General features: G+C 60.5%; 17 protein-coding genes. All 17 read left to right on the top strand.

Translation table 11 applies throughout. The features are described from left to right. The first annotated feature begins 21 nt into the window (after positions 1 to 21). The gene (gene tssK / locus ACJBF3_RS05135) at positions 22 to 1365 is read left to right on the top strand and encodes a type VI secretion system baseplate subunit TssK (RefSeq protein WP_045326655.1); all 1344 of its coding nucleotides are present in this window, start codon (positions 22 to 24) and stop codon (positions 1363 to 1365) included. Between the two features lie 17 nt (positions 1366 to 1382). Further along, positions 1383 to 2621, top strand: coding sequence for a DotU family type VI secretion system protein (locus ACJBF3_RS05140; RefSeq protein ID WP_045326654.1), 1239 nt, complete (start codon positions 1383 to 1385; stop codon positions 2619 to 2621). Between the two features lie 3 nt (positions 2622 to 2624). Beyond that, positions 2625 to 6245 (top strand): type VI secretion system membrane subunit TssM, encoded by a 3621-nt coding sequence (gene tssM / locus ACJBF3_RS05145; protein ID WP_045326653.1) that lies wholly within the window; start codon positions 2625 to 2627, stop codon positions 6243 to 6245. A 16-nt stretch (positions 6246 to 6261) separates the two neighbouring features. Further along, on the top strand, positions 6262 to 6978 hold the full coding sequence (gene tagF / locus ACJBF3_RS05150) for a type VI secretion system-associated protein TagF (RefSeq protein WP_045326652.1): 717 nt from the start codon (positions 6262 to 6264) through the stop codon (positions 6976 to 6978). A gap of 11 nt (positions 6979 to 6989) precedes the next feature. After that, positions 6990 to 8006, top strand: coding sequence for a type VI secretion system protein TssA (gene tssA / locus ACJBF3_RS05155; RefSeq protein ID WP_045326651.1), 1017 nt, complete (start codon positions 6990 to 6992; stop codon positions 8004 to 8006). A 75-nt stretch (positions 8007 to 8081) separates the two neighbouring features. Then, entirely contained in the window at positions 8082 to 8606 is a 525-nt protein-coding gene (tssB, locus tag ACJBF3_RS05160; RefSeq protein ID WP_008502644.1) for a type VI secretion system contractile sheath small subunit, read from the top strand. A gap of 3 nt (positions 8607 to 8609) precedes the next feature. Beyond that, complete coding sequence (gene tssC / locus ACJBF3_RS05165; RefSeq protein WP_028018712.1) at positions 8610 to 10109, top strand: type VI secretion system contractile sheath large subunit; 1500 nt, start codon at positions 8610 to 8612, stop codon at positions 10107 to 10109. Between the two features lie 286 nt (positions 10110 to 10395). After that, complete coding sequence (locus tag ACJBF3_RS05170) at positions 10396 to 10878, top strand: type VI secretion system tube protein Hcp (RefSeq protein WP_014884229.1); 483 nt, start codon at positions 10396 to 10398, stop codon at positions 10876 to 10878. 57 nt (positions 10879 to 10935) lie between these two features. Continuing rightward, positions 10936 to 11478: a hypothetical protein gene (locus ACJBF3_RS05175; protein ID WP_021240381.1), complete on the top strand. Its 543-nt coding sequence runs from the start codon at positions 10936 to 10938 to the stop codon at positions 11476 to 11478. Beyond that, entirely contained in the window at positions 11469 to 11876 is a 408-nt protein-coding gene (locus ACJBF3_RS05180) for a putative T6SS immunity periplasmic lipoprotein (RefSeq protein ID WP_072049961.1), read from the top strand. Before ACJBF3_RS05175 ends, ACJBF3_RS05180 begins: the two co-directional genes overlap by 10 nt. 81 nt (positions 11877 to 11957) lie before the next feature. After that, on the top strand, positions 11958 to 13721 hold the full coding sequence (tagH, locus tag ACJBF3_RS05185; RefSeq protein WP_045326648.1) for a type VI secretion system-associated FHA domain protein TagH: 1764 nt from the start codon (positions 11958 to 11960) through the stop codon (positions 13719 to 13721). Then, on the top strand, positions 13718 to 14515 hold the full coding sequence (locus ACJBF3_RS05190) for a PP2C family serine/threonine-protein phosphatase (protein ID WP_045326646.1): 798 nt from the start codon (positions 13718 to 13720) through the stop codon (positions 14513 to 14515). The genes tagH and ACJBF3_RS05190 overlap by 4 nt, the downstream gene beginning before the upstream one ends. Positions 14516 to 14531: 16 nt before the next feature. Beyond that, a complete protein-coding gene (locus ACJBF3_RS05195) occupies positions 14532 to 15530 on the top strand; it encodes a hypothetical protein (RefSeq protein ID WP_045326645.1) in 999 nt (332 codons plus the stop codon). A gap of 9 nt (positions 15531 to 15539) precedes the next feature. Then, on the top strand, positions 15540 to 16352 hold the full coding sequence (locus tag ACJBF3_RS05200) for a type VI secretion system accessory protein TagJ (RefSeq protein ID WP_045326644.1): 813 nt from the start codon (positions 15540 to 15542) through the stop codon (positions 16350 to 16352). Further along, on the top strand, positions 16345 to 16908 hold the full coding sequence (gene tssE / locus ACJBF3_RS05205) for a type VI secretion system baseplate subunit TssE (protein WP_032641116.1): 564 nt from the start codon (positions 16345 to 16347) through the stop codon (positions 16906 to 16908). Before ACJBF3_RS05200 ends, tssE begins: the two co-directional genes overlap by 8 nt. 2 nt (positions 16909 to 16910) lie before the next feature. Beyond that, complete coding sequence (tssF, locus tag ACJBF3_RS05210; protein WP_045326642.1) at positions 16911 to 18782, top strand: type VI secretion system baseplate subunit TssF; 1872 nt, start codon at positions 16911 to 16913, stop codon at positions 18780 to 18782. Continuing rightward, complete coding sequence (tssG, locus tag ACJBF3_RS05215) at positions 18779 to 19822, top strand: type VI secretion system baseplate subunit TssG (protein ID WP_045326641.1); 1044 nt, start codon at positions 18779 to 18781, stop codon at positions 19820 to 19822. Before tssF ends, tssG begins: the two co-directional genes overlap by 4 nt. The last annotated feature ends 35 nt before the right edge of the window (positions 19823 to 19857 follow it).

The following is a 19857-nucleotide window of genomic DNA, read 5'->3' on the forward strand; positions in this document are numbered from 1 at the left end:
CAAAACAGGAAACACATCATCATGACGAAAGCAGAAAAGGTCGTCTGGACCGAAGGCATGTTCCTGCGTCCACACCATTTTCAGCGGACTGAAAGCTATCTGCTCAACCATGTTCGTGAATGGGGTGCGCTACAGCGGTCATATCTCTGGGGTTTTCTTGACGTTGAACTGGATGAAGCGATGCTTCGTCAGGGATGCATTGCCCTGAGCTACTGCAGCGGCCTGCTGCCGGACGGAACCTTCTTCCAGGTCCGTAACGGGCGCAACGGCCCTGTGCCGCTCAAAATCCCTGACAATCTTACCAACGAAAAGGTGGTGCTCGCGCTGCCGGTTCGTCGCGGCGAGAGAGAAGAGGTGATTTTTAGCGAAGAGCCGTCCTCGCTGGCGCGCTTCGTCGCCTTCGAGCAAGAGGTGGAAGACGATAACGCCATGTCGGTGGGGGATGCCACCGTCCAGTTTGGCCGCCTGCGTCTGACCCTGATGCTGGAAAAAGACCTCACGGCAGAGTGGACCGCCATCGGCGTGGCGTTTGTCACCGAGAAGCGTAACGACAACCACGTGCGGCTCGACAACAGCTATATCCCGCCGATGCTGAACGCCAACAACAGCCCGCAGATCTACAGCATGATCAACGATCTGCACGGCTTGCTGGTACAGCGCAGCCAGCAAATTGGCGGTCGCTTGCGCCAGCCCGGCCGCTTTAACACCTCTGAGCTAATTGAATTTACGCTGCTTTCGCTGGTGAACCGTCATCTGGGTGAGGTATCGCATTTAAAAACCCTCCCGCTGCTGCATCCCGAAACGCTCTGGCGCAGCTGGCTGCCGTTCGCGACCGAACTCGCCACCTGGACCTCGCAGCGCGCCGCCGAAAGCGTGCTGCCGATTTACGATCATGACGATCTGGCTAACTGCTTCAGCAAGCTGATGCTGATGCTGCGTCAGGGGCTGTCGCTGGTGATGGAAGACCATGCGATCCAGCTGCCGCTTAACGAACGCTCTCACGGCCTGAACATCGCCACGGTGCCTGAAACCAGCATGGTGCGTGAGTTCGGCTTCGTGCTGGCGGTAAAAGCCAATGTGCCGGGCGAACACCTGCAAACCCATTTCCCGGCGCAGATGAAGGTCGCACCGGTGTCGAAAATCCGCGATCTGGTTCAGCTGCAGCTGCCGGGCATTATGCTGCGCGCCATGCCTGTCGCGCCGCCACAGATCCCGTGGCATGCCGGCTACAGCTACTTTGAACTGGAGAAGGGCAGCGAGCTGTGGCACGAGATGGATAAGTCCGGCGCATTCGCCCTGCATCTCGCAGGGGAATTCCCGGGGCTGGATATGGAGTTTTGGGCCATCCGTAGCCCGACAGAATAATAAAGCGAGCGCTTAATATGCAGGAACGACAGGACACCGGCAGCGATGCCGCGTTTACCGGAGCCAGTAGCAACAATCAGCTGGTGGCGGCCGCCAACCCGCTGCTCAATGCGATTCCGCAGATCCGTCACTCGGTGTCGCATGACGATCAGGTGGCGCTCCGCCAGCGCCTGATCGATGAGATTCGCCGTTTCGAAGTCCGCTGTCAGCAGGCGGGGCTGCCCTACGAAGTGATCGTCGGGGCACGCTACTGCCTGTGCACGGCGCTCGACGAGGCCGCCGCGCTCACCCCCTGGGGCAGCAGCGGCGTCTGGTCAAGCAACGGTCTGCTGGTGACGTTCCATAACGAAACCTGGGGCGGCGAGAAGTTCTTCCAGCTGCTGGCGCGCCTGTCGCAGAACCCGCGCGAGCATATTCTGCTGCTGGAGATGATCAACTACTGCCTGCTGCTGGGCTTCGAAGGACGCTACCGGGTGCTCGACAATGGCCGCACCCAGCTTGAAACCATCAAGCAGCGCCTGTGGCAGATGATCCGCGGCGTGCGCGGCAGCTATCCGCCAGCGCTTTCTCCCCATCCGGAAGATCGCCCGGTGCTGCGCAAGCTCTGGCGGCCAATGGTTCCCCTGTGGGCCTGCGTGGCGCTGGCCGGGTTTATCGCCTGCCTGTTTTATATCGTACTCAACTGGCGTCTCGGCGATAACACCAGCCCGGTGCTGGCGAAGATTTACCAGTCCCAGCTGCCGGAAACCACGATTCAGCAACCGGCCCGTCAGCTACCGGCGGTGCTGAACCTGCGCGGCTTCCTGAAGCCTGAAATCGAGGCTGGCCTGGTGGCGGTGAAAGACGAAGCGGACCGCAGCGTCGTGATCTTGAAAGGCGACGGGCTGTTTGCCTCTGCGTCTACCGTCGTACGCGATCGCTATGAGCCGGTCATCAACCGCATTGCCCAGGCGATGAATAACGTCAGCGGCAAAATTCTGGTGGTGGGCTACAGCGACAACGTGCCGATCCGCAGCGCGCGCTTTGCCTCCAACTATGAACTCTCTCTGGAACGCGCCCGCTCGGTACAGAAAATGCTGCAGGGAAGCCTCTCTCAGCCTGGCCGCGTGAAGGCGGAAGGGCGGGGCGAGATTAACCCGGTGGCGCCGAACACGACGCCTGAAAACCGCGCCCGTAACCGCCGTGTGGAAATTACTCTGCTGGTGTCGCCTGAAAACACGCAGGCTGAGCTGAACGGATTGCCGCAAGGAAACTAAGGAATGCTGACTACACTTCTTTCCATTTTGACCAACCGCATTCTGTGGAGCTTCCTCGGCGTCACGGCGCTGGCGGCGGTGATCTGGATGATTGGTCCCCTGCTGTCCATCGTGGACACCCGACCGCTTGAATCGGAACAGAACCGCATCATCAGTATTGCCGTGGTCTACCTGCTCTGGGCGCAGGGCCACATTCTGCCGCGCCTGTACAATGCCTGGCTGAACCGCAAGCTGATGGACAAGCTCAAAGAGAACGCGGAAAGCCCGGAAGCCGCGGACCCGCAGAAGCGCCTGAACAGCGAAGAGCAGATCCTCGCCAGCCGCTTTGATGAAGCCGCGCAGATGCTGAAAAAAGCGCACTTCAGCAAGGCGGGACAGGGCGCCCAGTGGACGCAGCGCTTCAGCACGCAATATCTCTATCAGCTGCCGTGGTACGTCATTATCGGCGCGCCGGGATCCGGTAAAACCACGGCGCTGGTCAACTCCGGGCTGCAGTTCCCGCTGGCGGATCGTTTCGGTAAGACCGCCCTGCGGGGGATTGGCGGCACGCGCAACTGCGACTGGTGGTTCACCAACGAGGCGGTGCTGCTGGACACGGCGGGCCGCTATACCACTCAGGAGAGCGAGCAGGTTCAGGACGCCGGTGAATGGCTGGAGTTCATGGGGTTACTGCGTAAGTATCGCCGCCGCCAGCCGATCAACGGCGTCATCATCACCATCAGCATTTCTGACCTGCTTACCCAGTCTGCCGAGGCCTCCCGCCAGCAGGCGGTGAACCTGCGTCAGCGTCTGTCCGAGCTGCATGAACAGCTGGGTATTCGCTTCCCGGTGTACGTGATGGTGACCAAGGCCGACCTGCTTAAAGGCTTCCGCGCCTGGTTTGCCGACTACGACAAAGCCCAGCGCGACCAAATCTGGGGCTTCACGCTGCCGTGGGAGCAAACCAAACACGCCGATTACGACCTGATGGGCAACTTCCAGCAGGAGTTTTCTCTGCTGCAGCAGCGCCTTGACGCCGGGCTGCCGGAAACCATGCTGAAAGAGCATGACGCGAAAACCCGCGCAGAAGCGTATCTCTTCCCGCAGGAGTTCGCCGCGCTGCGTCCCCTGCTGGCGGACTACCTGAGCACGGTCTTCGCCCGCTCCAACTTCGAAACCGAGTTCTCTCCGCGCGGGATCTACTTCGCCAGCGGGACGCAGGAAGGCATGCCGTTTGACCGGGTGATGGGCGAACTGAACCGCGCGCTGTCGCTGCCGGAAGGGGCGGAGGCGGATAACTGGGATTCGGTCAGCAAAGAAGCGCCTATTCCGGGGGCTAAAGGCCAGAGCTTCTTCATTAAGAACCTGCTGCAAAACGTCATCTTCCAGGAAGCCGGTATCGCGGGCGAAAACCGCTGGTGGGAGCTGCGCAACCGGGCGGTGATCTGGTCCGGCTACGCGGCGCTGCTGGCCCTGCTGGCGATCCTCGGCGGGCTTTGGCTGACCAGCTATGCCAAGAACAAAACCTATCTTGCAGAGGTGGATGCGAAGGTGCCGCTGCTCGACCAGCAGAGCAAAGCCTTACAGAACCAGCCGCAGCGCGACCTGTTCGAACTGCTGCCGCTGCTGAATGGTCTGGTCGACCTGCCGAAAAGCGACGCGTTTGATGTGAACGATCCGCCGATTTCGCGCCGCATGGGTCTCTACCGCGGGGATGACGTCAGCGATGCCTCGCAGTCTCTGTACCAGAAGGCGCTGGATCAGATGCTGCTGCCTGCCGTCGCTATGCACATCACGACCTGGCTTCGCAACGACAACGGCAGCGACGTGGAGTACAGCTATGAAGCGCTGAAAGCCTACCAGATGCTGTATCAGCCGAAGCACTATGACGGCAAGTTCCTGCACTCGTGGGTCATGCTGAACCTGCAGCGTAACCTGCCGCAGAACGTCACGAAGGCGCAGCTGCAGCAGCTTGAATGGCACCTGACGCAGCTGCTGGAGCCGAAGATTCAGGCCTCGCCGTACGCGCAGGATGAATCGCTGGTCGCCCGTGAACGCGCGATGATTAACCAGCAGCCGCTCTCCACGCGCGTTTACGGTCGCCTCAAGCGCCTGCTGGAGCATGATGAGAACCTCAAGCCGGTCTCCCTGTCCGACCTGGGCGGACCGCAGAGCGAGCTGGTGTTTTCCCGCAAAAGCGGCAAGCCGGTGAGCGAAGGCGTACCGGGCCTCTATACGCCGGACGGCTACTGGAAAAGCTTTAATAGCCAGATTGACAGCGTCACTACCGCCCTGCATGAAGATGACGCCTGGGTGCTGGGGGCCGCCACGGCGCAGGAGGATAAACAGCAGGTCGATAACGCCGTACGCCAGCTTTACATGCGCGACTTTATCGCCAACTGGGATCGCTTCCTCGCCGACATTCAGCTCAATAACAGCGCCGATCTTTCCCAGCGCATCAACACCGCGCGCCTGCTATCCGGCGCCAACTCGCCGCTGCGTCGTCTGGTGCAGAACCTCAGTCAGGTGCTGAGCCTGTCGCGCAATGCGCCAGCGCCGGAAGATGCGGCTAAAGCGCAGGATCAGAGCAACCGCGCCACCCGCACGCTGGAAGCGCTGTTCAGCAACAATGACGCGGCGCCGACCCAGGCCGCCGTGGTTACGCAGGCGCCGGAACAGCTGGTCACCGACCACTATGCGCCAATGATTGAGCTGGCGCAGCCGCTGGAGAAGGGCGGCAAGACCATCGTGTTTGATGATTTCCTCAAGCAGGTGGACGAGCTCTATCGCTACCTGACCGCCGTTCAGGATGCCGCCAACAGCGGGATGCCTGCGCCGGGCGGGGAGGCAATCAGCCGTCTGCAGGCCAGCGCAGGTCGCCTGCCGGGCGGGCTGCAAACCATGTTCAGCAATATGGCGGTGGGTGCCAGCAGCGATACCCAACGCCGCGATCTGGAAAACGTGCGTAAGCGAATTAACGTCGAAGTGGGCGGTTTCTGCCGTCAGGCGATCGCCGGTCGCTACCCTCTGGTGCGTAGCGCCAGCACCGAGGTTACCCCTGACGATCTCGCGCGCATGTTTGCGCCGGGTACCGGGCTGATGGACGCCTTCTTCCGCGACAATCTGACTAATAAGGTGGATACCACCCAGGCAAACTGGCGCTTTATGCCGGGCATCGACGGTAAAACGCTGCCGGGAAGCGAAGGGCTGCTGAGACCGTTCCAGCAGGCCCAGTCGATTCGCGACGCCTTCTTTGCGAACGGCGCAACCACGCCGTCCTTCAAGGTCACGGTCCGCACCGTGCGAATGGACAACACCATCCTGAACCTGACCCTGGACGTTGACGGCCAGCTGCTGCGCTACAGCCACGGCCCGCAGGCCGTGCAGATCATGAACTGGCCGGGGCCGGGCGGCACCAACCAGGTCCGCATGCAGCTGGGGCTGGCGAACGGCAGCACGGCAACGCTGACGACCAACGGCGCATGGGCGCTCAACCGCTTCTTCGATAAGGCGAGCACCAGCCCGGGCGCGGGTAGCCTGAGCCGTCAGGCCACCTTCAACGTCGACGGTCATCAGGTCACGCTGGAGTTTGCGCCAAACAGCATTCGTAACCCCTTCCAGCTTCCCCGTTTTTCATGCCCATAACCGCAAGGACAGCCGTATGACGAATACCCCTGCGATGAACCGCTACAGCTGGTACGGCAAGTTGCCCAGCGCCGGAGATTTTTTGCAGCGCCGCTTTCCTGACACTTTACAGCGCCAGTGGTCACACTGGTTCCAGGTCGGCCTGCTGGCCTGGCAGCAGGAAGAGCAGCGCAGCGGCGAGCGACAGTTCCACAAAGCGCCGGTCTGGAATTTTGTGGTACCGCCCATGCTGGGCAGCCAGATGATCCAGATGGGCTGCCTGCTTCCCGGCCGCGACAGCGTGGGCCGACAGTACCCGGTTTGCCTTCAGCTGAGCTTCTCTCCGTCAGAGTGGTCGAGCAGCCTGCTGAGCCAGTCTGAAAGCTGGTACCAGCAGATTGGGCGCCTGGGGCTGCACGCGGTGCGCAACAGTTTTTCCGCCTCGCAGCTGGATGAGATGCTGATGACCATTCCGGCACCGCAGCCCGTCGAGCCGCAAAAGCGCTCCGACATCCTGGATGTGATTGGCTATGACGAGGACGGCCAGAGCACGCTGGGCTGGCCTCAGGCGGCAGAGTGTTTTGATCCGCTGCGCCAGACCAGCTACTGGTGGACCAACCGCTGCGACGGCTACCCGCTGTACACCCACGTGCACAGCGGCAACTTTACCGGGCAGCTTTTCACCCTGCTGTTCGACCCGGCAGGCGGCGCCCGTCCGGGGCGTCACGGTCTCTATCCGCCCATGTTTGAATAAGCAGGGATCTCATGAATATCGAAGAATTTCTCGCGCCGATAAGCGCCGACAGGCCCTGCGGCGAAAACCTGGAGTACGACGCTGACTTCCAGGCCATGAATCAGGCAAGCCTGGGGAAAGCGGAACAGCAGTTTGGCGACACCATTATCCCGGCAGAGCCCGCGGACTGGAACACGGTGGAAAAATACGCCACCAGCCTGTTGTTCCGCACCAAAGATCTTCGCGTACTGCTGGCGTTAACCCACGCCTGGACGCGCCGCCGCGGGCTTGCGGGCTACGCGGACGGGTTATTGCTGGTGCAGGAGGCCATCGCCCGTTACTGGGAGCCGCTCTATCCGCTGCTGGAAGAGTATGGCGAAACCGACCCGTTCTATCGCATTAACGCCCTGGCAGGGCTGAGCGACAAATCCGACCTTACCGTCGCCGTGCGTAACGCCTCGCTGCTGCGTTCCAACGGCGATGAAATCTCGCTCAAGGATGCTCAGGCGCTGCTGGACGGCAGCAAGACGGAGTGTCCGGACTATCCCGGCGGCCGTCCGCGGCTGATTGACGAGCTCTCTCGCGGCAACCAGCCGGGAACCGCCGCGGTTATCGTCATTAACGAACGGCTGCTGGCCATTCGCGAGCTGCTTACCGGGCATCTTGGTGAAAGCGGCGTGCCCGAGATGGAGCAACTGCTGAAAACCGTCGGGCTGGTGGCGAGCGCCTGTCAGGTGACCGACATCAGCACGCTGCTGCCGAACCGTGAGGCGCAGGCCCAAACGCAGGCTGCGCCGCAGCCGGCGCCCGCGCAGCCCGTTCAGACGGTGACCGACTGGCGCAGCGTGCAGGTCACCAGCCGCGCCGACGCGCAGCTGATGCTGGAAAAAGCGAAGCAGTATTTTGCGCAGTACGAACCCAGCCACCCCGCGCCGCTGATGATTGAGCGGGTGCAGCGGCTGTCAGAACTTAACTTTATGGACATTATTCGCGACCTGGCGCCAGACGGCGTTAACCAGCTGGAAAACATCTTTGGGCGCCGCGAATAGCGCGTCCAGGGATTATGACGACAGGCATGGAGCCTGCCGTTTCACCTTCACCGCGCATCTTTGATGGAGAACATCATGGCAATGAGTAACAGTGGGCAGAAATTCATCGCACGTAACCGTGCCCCCCGCGTGCAGATCGAGTACGACGTAGAGATCTACGGTGCAGAACGTAAAATTCAGCTGCCGTTTGTGATGGGCGTCATGGCCGATCTGGTCGGCAAACCGGTGGAAAATCTGCCGGCCGTCGACGAGCGTAAATTCCTCGAAATCGATATCGACAACTTTGACGAACGCATGAAGGCGCTGAAGCCGCGTGTGGCGTTCCAGGTGGATAACACCCTGACCGGCGAAGGCAAGCTCAACGTCGATCTGACCTTCGACAGCATGGACGACTTTCTGCCGGATGCCGTGGCCCGCAAGGTCGAGCCGCTGAACAAGCTGCTGGAAGCGCGTACCCAGCTCTCCAACCTGCTGACCTATATGGACGGCAAAAACGGTGCGGAAGAGCTGATCGCTAAAATTCTGCAGGATCCGACGCTGCTCAAATCCCTGAGCCAGTTGCCGAAAAATGACGAAAGTGCGAAAGGTAGCGAGGAATAATCGATGAGCAACCAGACTCAACAACATGAGCAGCAGGCGGGTCAGGCGTTCAGCCAGGATGAATTCAGCGCGCTGCTGAACAAAGAGTTCCGCCCGAAAACCGATCAGGCCCGCTCCGCCGTAGAAAGCGCGGTCAAAACCCTGGCGCAGCAGGCGCTGGAAAATACCGTCACCTTCTCGAACGATACCTACCGCACCATCCAGAACCTGATTGCCGGTATCGACGAGCAGCTCTCGCAGCAGGTGAACCAGATCATTCACCACGACGAGTTTCAGAAGCTGGAGAGCGCCTGGCGCGGTCTGAGCTACCTGGTGAACAACACCGAAACCGACGAGATGCTGAAAATCCGCTTTATGAGCATCTCCAAGCAGGAGCTGGGCCGCACCCTGAAGCGCTACAAGGGCGTGGGCTGGGACCAGAGCCCGATCTTCAAGAAAATCTACGAGCAGGAGTACGGTCAGTTTGGCGGCGAGCCGTTTGGCTGCATCGTGGGCGACTACTACTTCGACCACAGCCCGCAGGACGTTGAGCTGCTGGGCGAAATGGCGCGTATCGGCTCTGCGGCGCACTGTCCGTTCATCACCGGTACCGCACCGGGCGTGATGCAGATGGAGTCCTGGCAGGAGCTGGCCAACCCGCGCGACCTGACCAAAATCTTCCAGAACACCGAATACGCCGCCTGGCGTTCGCTGCGTGAATCTGAAGACGCCCGCTACCTGGGCCTGGTAATGCCGCGCTTCCTGTCGCGCCTGCCGTACGGCATTCGCACCAACCCGGTCGACAGCTTTGACTTTGAAGAGCAGACCGACGGCGCGAACCACAACAGCTACTCCTGGGCGAACGCCGCCTACGCGATGGCTGCCAACATCAACCGTTCCTTCAAAGAGTACGGCTGGTGCACCTCGATCCGCGGCGTGGAGTCCGGCGGGGCGGTAGAGAACCTGCCGTGCCACACCTTCCCGAGCGACGACGGCGGCGTGGACATGAAGTGCCCGACCGAGATCGCCATCAGCGATCGTCGTGAAGCCGAGCTTGCGAAAAACGGCTTTATGCCGCTGGTTCACCGCAAAAACTCCGACTTTGCCGCCTTCATCGGCGCGCAGTCCCTGCAAAAACCGGCCGAGTACCACGACCCGGATGCCACCGCCAACGCGCGTCTGGCCTCCCGCCTGCCTTATCTGTTCGCCTGCTGCCGCTTTGCCCACTACCTGAAGTGCATCGTGCGCGACAAAATCGGCTCCTTCCGCGAGCGCGAAGAGATGGAGCGCTGGCTGAACGACTGGGTGATGAACTACGTGGACGGCGACCCGGCGAACTCCTCCCAGGAGACCAAGTCCCGCAAACCACTGGCGGCTGCGGAGGTGCAGGTGCAGGAGATTGAGGACAACCCGGGCTACTACGCCGCGAAGTTCTTCCTGCGTCCACACTACCAGCTGGAAGGTTTGACCGTTTCCCTGCGTCTGGTTTCTAAACTGCCGTCGCTGAAGACGAAGGATGCGTAAGTGAGTTTCGCCCGGCGGCGCTACGCTTGCACGGGCCTACCGTAAAACGTGCAATCTATTGATATCGTTGCTCAATGTAGGCCGGGTAAGCGCAGCGCCACCCGGCAAGAAAGACTTCACATTCATTCCGTTATTTCGGGGGAATGTAAGACTGTCAAATGACACGGGTCATTTGATGTGAGGCAGAGGTAAAATATGGACGGTTTTATTCAGCCCCATGCTTTCCTGTTTGCCATATAAGTGCTTTTTCGAAAGCAATATTGTTCATCCACGAAGAGTAGATATTATGGCTATTGATATGTTTCTGAAGGTCGAGGGTGTTACGGGCGAATCTAAAGATTCTAACCACACCGGCTGGACTGATATTACCTCCTTCTCCTGGGGCGCTTCCCAGCCAGGTAATATGAGCGTTGGCGGTGGCGGCGGTGCCGGTAAAGTTAACTTCAACGACCTGCACGTTAACGCCCTGATCGACAAATCCACCACCGCTATCCTGAAGCACTGCGCCAGCGGTAAACACCTGACCAAAGTTGAACTGTCCGTCTGTAAAGCCGGTGGTCAGCAGGTGGAATACACGCGCATCACGCTGGAAGATGTGCTTGTGACCTCTGTTCAGTACACCGGTGCAGACAACGGCGATACCGTTGGTGTGACCTATGCATTCCAGGCTGCGAAAGTGAAACAGCAGTACTGGGAGCAAACCACTGCCGGTGGTAAAGGTGCTGAAAGCAGCGCTGGCTGGAACATCAAAGAGAACAAAGAAGCGTAATCGCGTGTGTGGCCGGGGAGTTTTCCCCGGTCATTATTAACCGGGAAGGAAGATAGCATGGCAAGTTTGCAGGAAGGAGGCGCCCGTCCTCTCACCATTGGCGAAATAGCACTGGCGCGCTCGGTTTTTGGTGACGCAATAAAGTACTCCGAAGTTAAAGTCCATAATAAAAGCTATTTACCATTTAATATGCAGTCGACAGATGTCGCGATGACTCCCAATGGTGAGCTCTATTTTCGCGAGCCGCATTATCGGGATGACTTTTCAATAGAGGTTCCGCGATATAAGCACTGGTTTATTCATGAAATGGTGCATGTATTGCAGCATCAGATTGGAATGAATGTTCGAACCCGAGGCGCATTCAGTTGGGCAGCAAGTTATAATTATTCTCTCCCACCCGATAAAAAACTCTCGGACTTTGGTATGGAGCAGCAGGCTTCTATCATTTCAGATTTTTATTATTTGATAAATTACGGCCTGGGTGATTTCCGAAACATTGCAGGATTTGAGGGAATTATCGGACCCGACCTGAAGGATAAATACCTGCAGGTATTATCGTTGTTTATTCAAAATCCTAAAGACCGGCGGGTATGGTTATGAAACAGTTACTCAGTGTTGTAGCAATCGCATTAACGGTGAGTGCCTGTGTATCTCATCCTGCACAATATCAGTCGCTTTCGGTTACGCTAAAGAACAACGAACCCTGCTTTGCTATTCCCGCTAACTCCGGGTTAGACGCGCCTGTCACCAGCCATTCACCCACCATAATGAAACGCGCGGGAAATGATTGGAAAGCGGTATCGCCTCCGTCAACGTTTAGCCCTGAGGTGACGTTAACGACCCAACAGTGCCACCAGTGGAAGGGGATTGCATGGCAAGCCGGGGAATATGATGTTGCTCTGAAAGTGTCAGGGAAAAACGATTCTATTCGCTACGCTGCCCGTTTCACCTTACAAGAAGGTCCTTCAGGCCAGTTTAAGCTTACGCAGACTGAATAGAATGTGTTAACCCCAAACGCCGCCGTTCTCGCCCCGAGAGCGGCAGCGTTTGAGCGCTAATCATACCAGCAGGAATACGCCATGCGATTCACGATTATTTCTACGAAACCCGGTCATCAGCCGCCGCAAAGCAGCTGTGATTTTTACGCCCCGGGCGGCACTATTGGGCGCGGTACGGATAACAATCTGGTGTTGCCGGACAATGACCGCACCATCTCTCGTCTGCAGGCTATTGTTCATGTTGACGCCAATGGTGAATGCCGCGTCACCAACCGTGGCAGCGTCACCCGCGTGGTATTGAATGATATTCCGCTGGAGCGGGGGCGTCAGGTTGAACTGCAGGATGGCGACATTCTCGGTATTGATGACTACCGCATCGAAGTGGCCGAGCTTATCCACGACACGCAGCCCGTGAGCCGTATGGCGGCCAGCATGCAGCAGCAGGCGCGTCCGGCAGCCGCATCCGCGCCCGCTCCGCAGCCGAAACCGGCCAGTGCCGCACCGCGCGGAAAAACCGAGCCGACCGCCGTGCCAACGGAAATCTGGGATAGCCTGATGCAGGAGTTCTCCATCTCCGACAGCATCTCCAGCAACCGCACAAAACCGCAGCCTGCGGCGTCGCACGATCCGTTCTCTCAGCCTGCGGCCCCGGAGCGTAACGCCGAAGATCCGCTGGCGATGTTCAACGACAGCGATCCCACGCTCGAGCGTAAGCATGTCGACCCGGACACGCTGTTCAGCGACGAGGCGTTGTTCAAAAAAGACAGCATTTTCGACGACGTTACCCCGTCTACGCTGGTACCGCCGGGCGAGACGAACCCCGTTAAGCCAGAGCAAGAGGCGGCGGATGAGCTCGATCCGCTGGCGCTGTTTGGCGGTAAGGCCAGCGCGCCGGCCGCGCGAAATGACGACCCGCTCGGGCTGATGGGCGGCGCGCCGTTAACCCATCCGGATGACATGATTGACGATAAGCCTGCGCCAGTGCCGGAACCTGAGCAGGCAGAGGACGTGCTGGCCGACTCCCCGCTGTTCGCCCCTGAGCCGCAGGAAGAACCGCGTGCTGAAGAGGAGCCGGCGCGACCGGATTACGCTGGCTTCACGATGCCGACGCCACAGGCCGTTGCGCGCAGCAGCGCGCAGGCACCGAAGGGCCGACTGCGCATCGACCCGGTCAATAACGCTGCCTCTCCAGCCGCCACGGCAAATAACGGTGAGAAGGGCGACGTGCTGCAGGGCGAACTGCTTGAAGCGCTGCTGGAAGGTATGGGGCTGAGCGAAATGCAGCCCGTCCCGCAGTTTGACCGTGAAAATATGCGTCAGCTGGGACAGATCCTCGGCATGTTCTCCCAGGGGACCGTGGCGCTGCTCTCCTCGCGCTCCATCCTCAAGCGCGGCGTAAAAGCCGACATGACCATGGTGCTGGACGACGCCAACAACCCGTTCAAGCTGTTGCCAACCGGCAAAACCGTGCTGATCCAGATGTTCGGCACCCCGATGCCGGGCTTTATGCCGCCAACAAAGTCCGTGCGCGACGCGCTGATCGATCTGCAGGCGCACCAGCTGGGGATGATCTCCGGCATCCGCGCCATTATCGCCGCGATGCTGCAGTCCTTTAACCCGGAGCAGCTGGAAGAGCAGGCGAAGCAGAACGGCATGACCTCGCGTCTGGCGCTGCCGGGCAGCCGCAAAGCCGCCCTGTGGGACTATTTTGTTCGCAGCTATGGCGAGACGGCGGGCGAGATTGAGGATGACTTCCACACCCTGTTTGGCGAAGCCTTCCTCCATGCGTATGACATGGAGGTGAATCAGTACAAAGACTCACAGAGCGGATCGGAAGACAAATGAATATCGCAACGGCTTCTCTCTCCCGCCAGGGGACGCGCGCCAGCAACCAGGATCAGACGGGAGAAACCATCGGGGAACGTTCAGCCTGCTTTGTCGTCTGCGACGGCATTGCGGGCCTGCCGGGCGGTGAGGTGGCTGCCGAGCTGGCCCGCAACAGCATTATCTCCCGCTTTGATGGCGACAAACATCTTAATGCGCAGCACATTCGCGACTACGTGCAGACGGCGAATCGCACCATCCTCAGCGAACAGCAGGCCATTCAGGACTATCGCCGGATGGGCACGACGCTGGTCAGCCTGTTCATTGACCGGGATTACGGGCTGGCCTACTGGGCGCACGCCGGAGACAGCCGCCTGTACCTGTTTCGCCGGGGATGGCTGTGGCATGTGACCACCGACCACAGCCTGGTGCAGCAGATGAAGGATGCCGGGCACCAGACCGACAACCTGAACAGCAACCTGCTCTATCTGGCGCTGGGAATTGAAAACGGCGGGCCGGAAGCGAGCTACAGCGACGTGGTGCAGGTGGAAGACGGCGATGCGTTCTTGCTCTGCACCGACGGCTTCTGGCACGGCGTCAGCGAAGAGCAGATGAAGCAGTCGCTGCATATGGTCAATACGCCGCAGGAGTGGCTGACCTTAATGAACCAAATCATTCAAAAGAATGGCGAGCAGGAGGGGAATGCGCAGGATAACTATACCGCCCTGGCGGTATGGATGGGCAACCCTCAGGACACCACTTTGCTGCACACTCTCTCTGACGCAGCACAATTTCTTCCCTGCGGAACTGATTAGACACACAAGGAACGATATGAAACTTTGGCTATCGGGTTTGGCACTTCTGGCGGCGACCTCCGCCGCGCAGGCTGAGAATTTCCGCATCGTGCAGTCTCCTGCGCAGAAGCTGGATATCTGGATCGACAACATCAAAGACAACACGCCGCAGAGCTGGTGTAAGCCAGAGGTGGCGCTGCGCATCGTGGCGAACGGCAAGAAAGACGTCTCCGTGCTGGAGAACTTTGTGCCGCGTCTTGGCTCGCTGCTGGAACACCAGTGCAGCAAAGTGAATAAACTCAGCTGGACGCTCAACGATCCGGCGGGTACCACGCTGGCGCAGGGCACGGCAGGCAAAGCCCAGGACTGGGCGCTGGTGGTGAAACAGGAGCAGGCCGCGCCTGCTGAAACCGTCACCGCAGCCACCGCCAGCGGCGCGCTGCTGCCGCCAGACCAGGACGTGGCTTCCCGCACGGTTGCCGCGGACCGCACGCCGTGGCAGGAGTTTACCCTCCAGGACGGCTGCCACCTGCGCACCTTCTGGGAAGGGGGCGCTTCTGCACCGGCGCTCTTTATTCCCGCTTCTGACACCACCCGCTGCGGTAACGGCAGCTGGCTGAGCGGGCACACCGTTGTGTCGCAGTCCCGCAACGGCGGGCAGAAAGAGATGGCGGTGACCTACATCCACGGCTTCCCGGTGACGGGGCTGAATCAAAGCGCCGACCCGGAAAAGGCGCTGATCACCTCCGTCAACAAAGAGCGCATGGTCTTCAGCACGCCCGACAGCGACCAGAGCTGGATGATCCTGCCTTACGACAACGCCCTGAACAGCTGGAAGAGCAACGGCACCGTCGCGGTAGAGATTTCCCGCGAGATCGCCAGCGATGACGCAAAACTGCAGGCGCGTATCGCGGCGGTGAAAAAAACGTGGAGCGCCTGGGTCGCACCTGGCGCTCCGCTGAATATCGTGCTGATTGACACCCTGCGTCCTCAGCTGCGCGATCCGGCCGTCGGCGCCTGGCGCGCGGCGAATTAAGGAGTGGCGATGAATACGCTCTATCAACACCTGGCGGGTGAGTCCCTCAGCGACGCGCTGGCGCGCCTTGAAGCTGACATCAAAGCCCGTCCGGCGGATGCCGATCTTCGCGCCGCGTTCGTGCAGTTTTTAATTCTCAGCGGCAACTGGACCCGCGCGCTGACCCAGCTGAAAAGCTGGCTGGCGCTGAAGCCGCAGGCGAAACCTACCGTCACGCTGCTGGAGCAATCCATCCAGGGCGAGCTGCAGCGCGCGCAGGTGATGGCGGGACAGGCGCGTCCGGCAATGCCTGAAACCCAGTGGCCGTGGCTGACGACGCTGGCCGCGGCGCTTGGCGAAGAGGGAGAGCGCGCGCAGGCGTTGCGTCTGGAAGCCCTTGAACAGGCGCAGGCGACCCCCGGCCACATCACCCTCGAAAACGAGGAGACGCAGGCCTTTAAGTGGCTGATGGACGGCGATGCCCGTCTCGGCCCGGTGTGCGAAACCCTCGTCAACGGCCGCTATTTCTGGCTGCCGTTTAACGCCATCGCGGAGATCCGTTTCCAGGCGCCTGCCAGCGTGACCGATCTGGTCTGGCGTCACGCCCTGGTGCGCCTGACCGACGGGACGGAGCAGGTGTGCCAGATCCCGGCGCGTTATCCGTTTGCAGCCGATGCGCCGGATGCGGTCAAGCTGGGCCGCACCACCGACTGGCAGCCGCTCGATGAAGACGGCACCCTTTACACAGGCATGGGCCAGAAGGCCTGGCTAAGCGAGCAGAGCGAAAGCCCGCTGCTGTCGTTAGGGCTCGTAACGTTTGCGACGGATGACGCCGATGAGTAATCCCGCTGGCGAAGGCGATCTGTTGCGCAGCGGCTGGCAAGCCCGCAGCAAGCAGGAGAAGGTGGGGGCGCGCGACAAAATGCAGCCCTCGCTGCTCGATCGCCTCACCGATAACGACCCGGAAAAAAAGCGCGAGTCGGTCAACAGCAATCTGATCACCCACGCCGCCCTGCGCCGCAGCGTCCTGCGGGATCTGCAGTGGCTGTTTAACACCATCAATCACGATGCCTCCGGCGATTTGAGCGCCTTGCCGCACGTGAGCCGTTCGGTGGTTAACTTTGGGGTCGCGCCGCTGGCCGGGAAAAGAATGTCGGACATCGAATGGCACGACATTCAGCGCAAGCTCACCGAGGCCATCATCAATTTTGAACCGCGCATTTTGCCGCAGGGGCTGCAGGTCCGCTGCGTATCGGATACCTCCTCGCTGGATCTGCACAACGTGCTCTCCATCGAGATCAAAGGGCGTTTGTGGTGCGTGCCTTACCCGCTTGAGTTTCTGTTTCGTACCGATGTCGATCTGGAAAACGGCCATTTTGAACTGAAAGATGCGGGGTAATCATGGAAAGTAAACTGCTCGAATACTACAACCGTGAGCTGGCCTACCTGCGCGAAATGGGGGCCGAGTTTGCCGAACGCTATCCTAAAGTCGCCGGACGGCTGGGCATGCGCGGTATCGACGTGGCGGACCCGTATACCGAACGCCTGATGGAAGGGTTCGCGTTTCTGACCTCCCGCGTGCAGATGAAAATGGACGCGGAGTTTCCGCGCTTCTCCCAGCGTCTGCTGGAGATGATTGCGCCGAACTATCTCGCGCCTACGCCGTCGATGGCGATCGCGGAGATTGCGCCCGACAGCAGCCGGGGCGACCTGAGCAAGGGCTTCATCGTGCCGCGCGGTACCATGATGGACAGCCTGGCGCTGAAAAAAACCGGCGTCACCTGCAGCTATACCACGGCGCACGAGGTTAACCTGCTGCCGCTGAAGATCGACAAGGTCGAGCTGGGCGGCGTGCCCGCCGATCTGCCGCTCGCGCAGCTGGGCCTGAGCCAGCGTGGGATCGGCAGCGCCCTGCGGATCCGCATCGCCTGCGACGGTCCGCAAAATCTCGGGCACCTGGATTTCGACCGTCTGGAATTTTTCCTCGCCGGTCCGGATATTGAAGCGCTGAAGCTGCTCGAGCTGGTGATGGAGCACCACGCCGGGATCGTCTGCCAGACGGTCAGCCAGCAGCCGCAGCGACAGCTGCTGGCGTCGGACGCGCTGCGCCAGGAGGGCTTTGAGCCTGACCAGGCGCTGCTTCCGGACGATCTGCGCAACTTTGACGGCTATCGCCTGCTGCAGGAGTACTTTGCGTTTCCGGCCCGATTCCGGTTCATTAGCCTCAGCGGCCTGAGCACGCTGATCCAGCGCTGTGAAGGTGAGAAAGCGTTCGACATTTTCATTCTGCTGGACAAATCGGATGAACAGCTGGAGCGCGTGGTCGATGCCAGCCACCTGGCGCTGCACTGCACGCCGGTCATCAACCTGTTCCCAAAGGTCGCTGCGCGTCAGAAGCTGAACGAAGGCCAGCATGAATACCATCTGGTGGTCGATAACATCCGGCCGCTGGATTATGAAATCTATGCGGTAAAAAAAATCTATGGCAGCGCGGACGGCCAGCGCGATGACCAGACGTTTCGCCCTTTCTGGAGCACCTGGAGCGGCGATGCGGGCAACTACGGGGCCTATTTCTCCCTGCGTCGTGAACAGCGCGTGCTGTCCGAGCACGCCCTGCGCTACGGTACCCGCACCGGTTACATCGGCTCGGAGGTCTTTGTCTCGCTGGTGGATGAACAGCACGCCCCCTGGCAGGAAAACCTGCGCTATATCTCTGCCGAGGTGCTCTGCACCAGCCGCGACCTGCCGCTAATGCTGCAGCAGGAGCTCGGGCAGTTCATTGTGGCCGACTCCATGCCGGTGAAATCTCTTACCCTGCGCAAAGGCCCGACGCCGCCGCGCCCGGCGCTGGCCGAAGGGTTCAGCACCTGGCGGCTGATCAGCCAGCTGCAGATGAACTACCTCAGCCTGATGGACAGCGAAAACGAAGAGGGCGCAGCCGCCCTGCGTCAGCTGTTAGGGCTATACGCCAACCTGGCCGAAACGCCCGTTGCGCGTCAGGTCGACGGCGTGCGCCACTGCGTGCTGGAGCCGGTTCACCGCCGCGTGCCAGAACCCGGCCCGGTGGTTTTCGCCCGCGGGATAGGCATTACCCTGACGGTAGACGAGCGTGCCTTTTCCGGCGCCAGCCCGTGGCTCTTTGGCAGCGTGATGGAGCGTCTCTTTGCCCGTCTGGTCTCCATCAACAGCTTTACGGAGTTCACCCTAAAAAGTCAGCAGCGCGGCGAGATTGGCTACTGGGCGCCGCGCATGGGTAAAAGGGCGCTGATATGAGTGACGCCGCTACTGCACCGCTGCGCGTGCATCGCCTGACGAAGCTGCCGGAAGCGTTCTGGAACGGGGTCCGCGAGACGCCCTGGCGCTACGATCTGTTTCAGCTATTGAGGCGCATTGATGCCCAGGGCGGCGAGCGCTACCCGCTCGGGCGCGCGCCGCTGCCGAAGTTTGAGCCGCTGCGCATCGGCCAGCAGCCGTCGATGAGCTTTGCGCCGTCGACGCTGGCCGACGTCCGCCTGCGGGAAGGGAGCGGGCTGCACGAGGTGTCTATCCTCAGCTTCGGCCTGTTTGGCCCGAACGGCCCGCTGCCGGTCCACATGACCGAATACGCCCGCGAGCGTATTCATCATCATCAGGACTCCAGCCTCAGCGCGTTTGCCGATCTGTTCCATCACCGTCTGGCGCTGCTGTTTTACCGCGCCTGGGCGGACGCGCAGCCCACCGTCTCCCTGGATCGCGCTGATAACAAGCGCTTTGAGGGGTACCTGGCGTCGCTGATTGGCATGGGCCAGCCGGGGCAGATGGACAAGGGCAGCCTGAGCGCGCACGCGCGTTTTACCCACGCCGGGCACCTGACGCGCCACGGGCGGGATCCGGAGGGGCTGGAGAAGATCCTGTGCAGCTATTTTAAGGCGTCGGTCAGGCTGGTCAGCAACGTGCCGCAGTGGATGCCGCTCTCCACGCGCGAGCAGGCGCAGCTTGGCGCAGGACGCCGCATGCCGCGCATGGGTGAGTCCGCCTTTCTCGGCGTCGCCGTCCGCGACGTGCAGCACAAGTTCCGCATTGAGATTGGCCCGCTGAGCGCGGAGGAGTACAGCCGCTTTCTGCCGGGGGAAGCGTGGGTCACGGAGCTGCGCGACTGGGTGCGTCAGTACGCCGGGGTAGAGTTTGAATGGGAAACGCGGGTGATCCTGCGTGAAGACGCGGTGCAGGGCACCGCGCTCGGCAGCGCCGGGCGATTAGGCTATAACACCTGGCTGGGTTTTCAGCCGCAGCCCGTCCCGCGCGGCGATCTGGTGTATCGCGCAGAGCGGTAATCCTTCCGTATACCGAATCATTGTTAATGGAAACT

Source organism: Enterobacter sp. PP-008-ECC_S150 (assembly GCF_045257065.1).
Lineage (GTDB): Bacteria > Pseudomonadota > Gammaproteobacteria > Enterobacterales > Enterobacteriaceae > Enterobacter > Enterobacter chengduensis.

Bases quoted from the DNA above. Each gene is read 5' to 3' on its own strand.
- ACJBF3_RS05190 (WP_045326646.1), top strand. From the start codon at position 13,718: ATGAATATCGCAACGGCTTCTCTCTCCCGCCAGGGGACGCGCGCCAGC.
- tssK (WP_045326655.1), top strand. From the start codon at position 22: ATGACGAAAGCAGAAAAGGTCGTCTGGACCGAAGGCATGTTCCTGCGT.
- ACJBF3_RS05200 (WP_045326644.1), top strand. From the start codon at position 15,540: ATGAATACGCTCTATCAACACCTGGCGGGTGAGTCCCTCAGCGACGCG.
- tssA (WP_045326651.1), top strand. From the start codon at position 6,990: ATGAATATCGAAGAATTTCTCGCGCCGATAAGCGCCGACAGGCCCTGC.
- tssF (WP_045326642.1), top strand. From the start codon at position 16,911: ATGGAAAGTAAACTGCTCGAATACTACAACCGTGAGCTGGCCTACCTG.
- tssC (WP_028018712.1), top strand. From the start codon at position 8,610: ATGAGCAACCAGACTCAACAACATGAGCAGCAGGCGGGTCAGGCGTTC.
- tagF (WP_045326652.1), top strand. From the start codon at position 6,262: ATGACGAATACCCCTGCGATGAACCGCTACAGCTGGTACGGCAAGTTG.
- ACJBF3_RS05175 (WP_021240381.1), top strand. From the start codon at position 10,936: ATGGCAAGTTTGCAGGAAGGAGGCGCCCGTCCTCTCACCATTGGCGAA.
- tagH (WP_045326648.1), top strand. From the start codon at position 11,958: ATGCGATTCACGATTATTTCTACGAAACCCGGTCATCAGCCGCCGCAA.
- tssM (WP_045326653.1), top strand. From the start codon at position 2,625: ATGCTGACTACACTTCTTTCCATTTTGACCAACCGCATTCTGTGGAGC.
- tssG (WP_045326641.1), top strand. From the start codon at position 18,779: ATGAGTGACGCCGCTACTGCACCGCTGCGCGTGCATCGCCTGACGAAG.
- tssB (WP_008502644.1), top strand. From the start codon at position 8,082: ATGGCAATGAGTAACAGTGGGCAGAAATTCATCGCACGTAACCGTGCC.
- ACJBF3_RS05140 (WP_045326654.1), top strand. From the start codon at position 1,383: ATGCAGGAACGACAGGACACCGGCAGCGATGCCGCGTTTACCGGAGCC.
- ACJBF3_RS05180 (WP_072049961.1), top strand. From the start codon at position 11,469: ATGGTTATGAAACAGTTACTCAGTGTTGTAGCAATCGCATTAACGGTG.
- tssE (WP_032641116.1), top strand. From the start codon at position 16,345: ATGAGTAATCCCGCTGGCGAAGGCGATCTGTTGCGCAGCGGCTGGCAA.
- ACJBF3_RS05170 (WP_014884229.1), top strand. From the start codon at position 10,396: ATGGCTATTGATATGTTTCTGAAGGTCGAGGGTGTTACGGGCGAATCT.
- ACJBF3_RS05195 (WP_045326645.1), top strand. From the start codon at position 14,532: ATGAAACTTTGGCTATCGGGTTTGGCACTTCTGGCGGCGACCTCCGCC.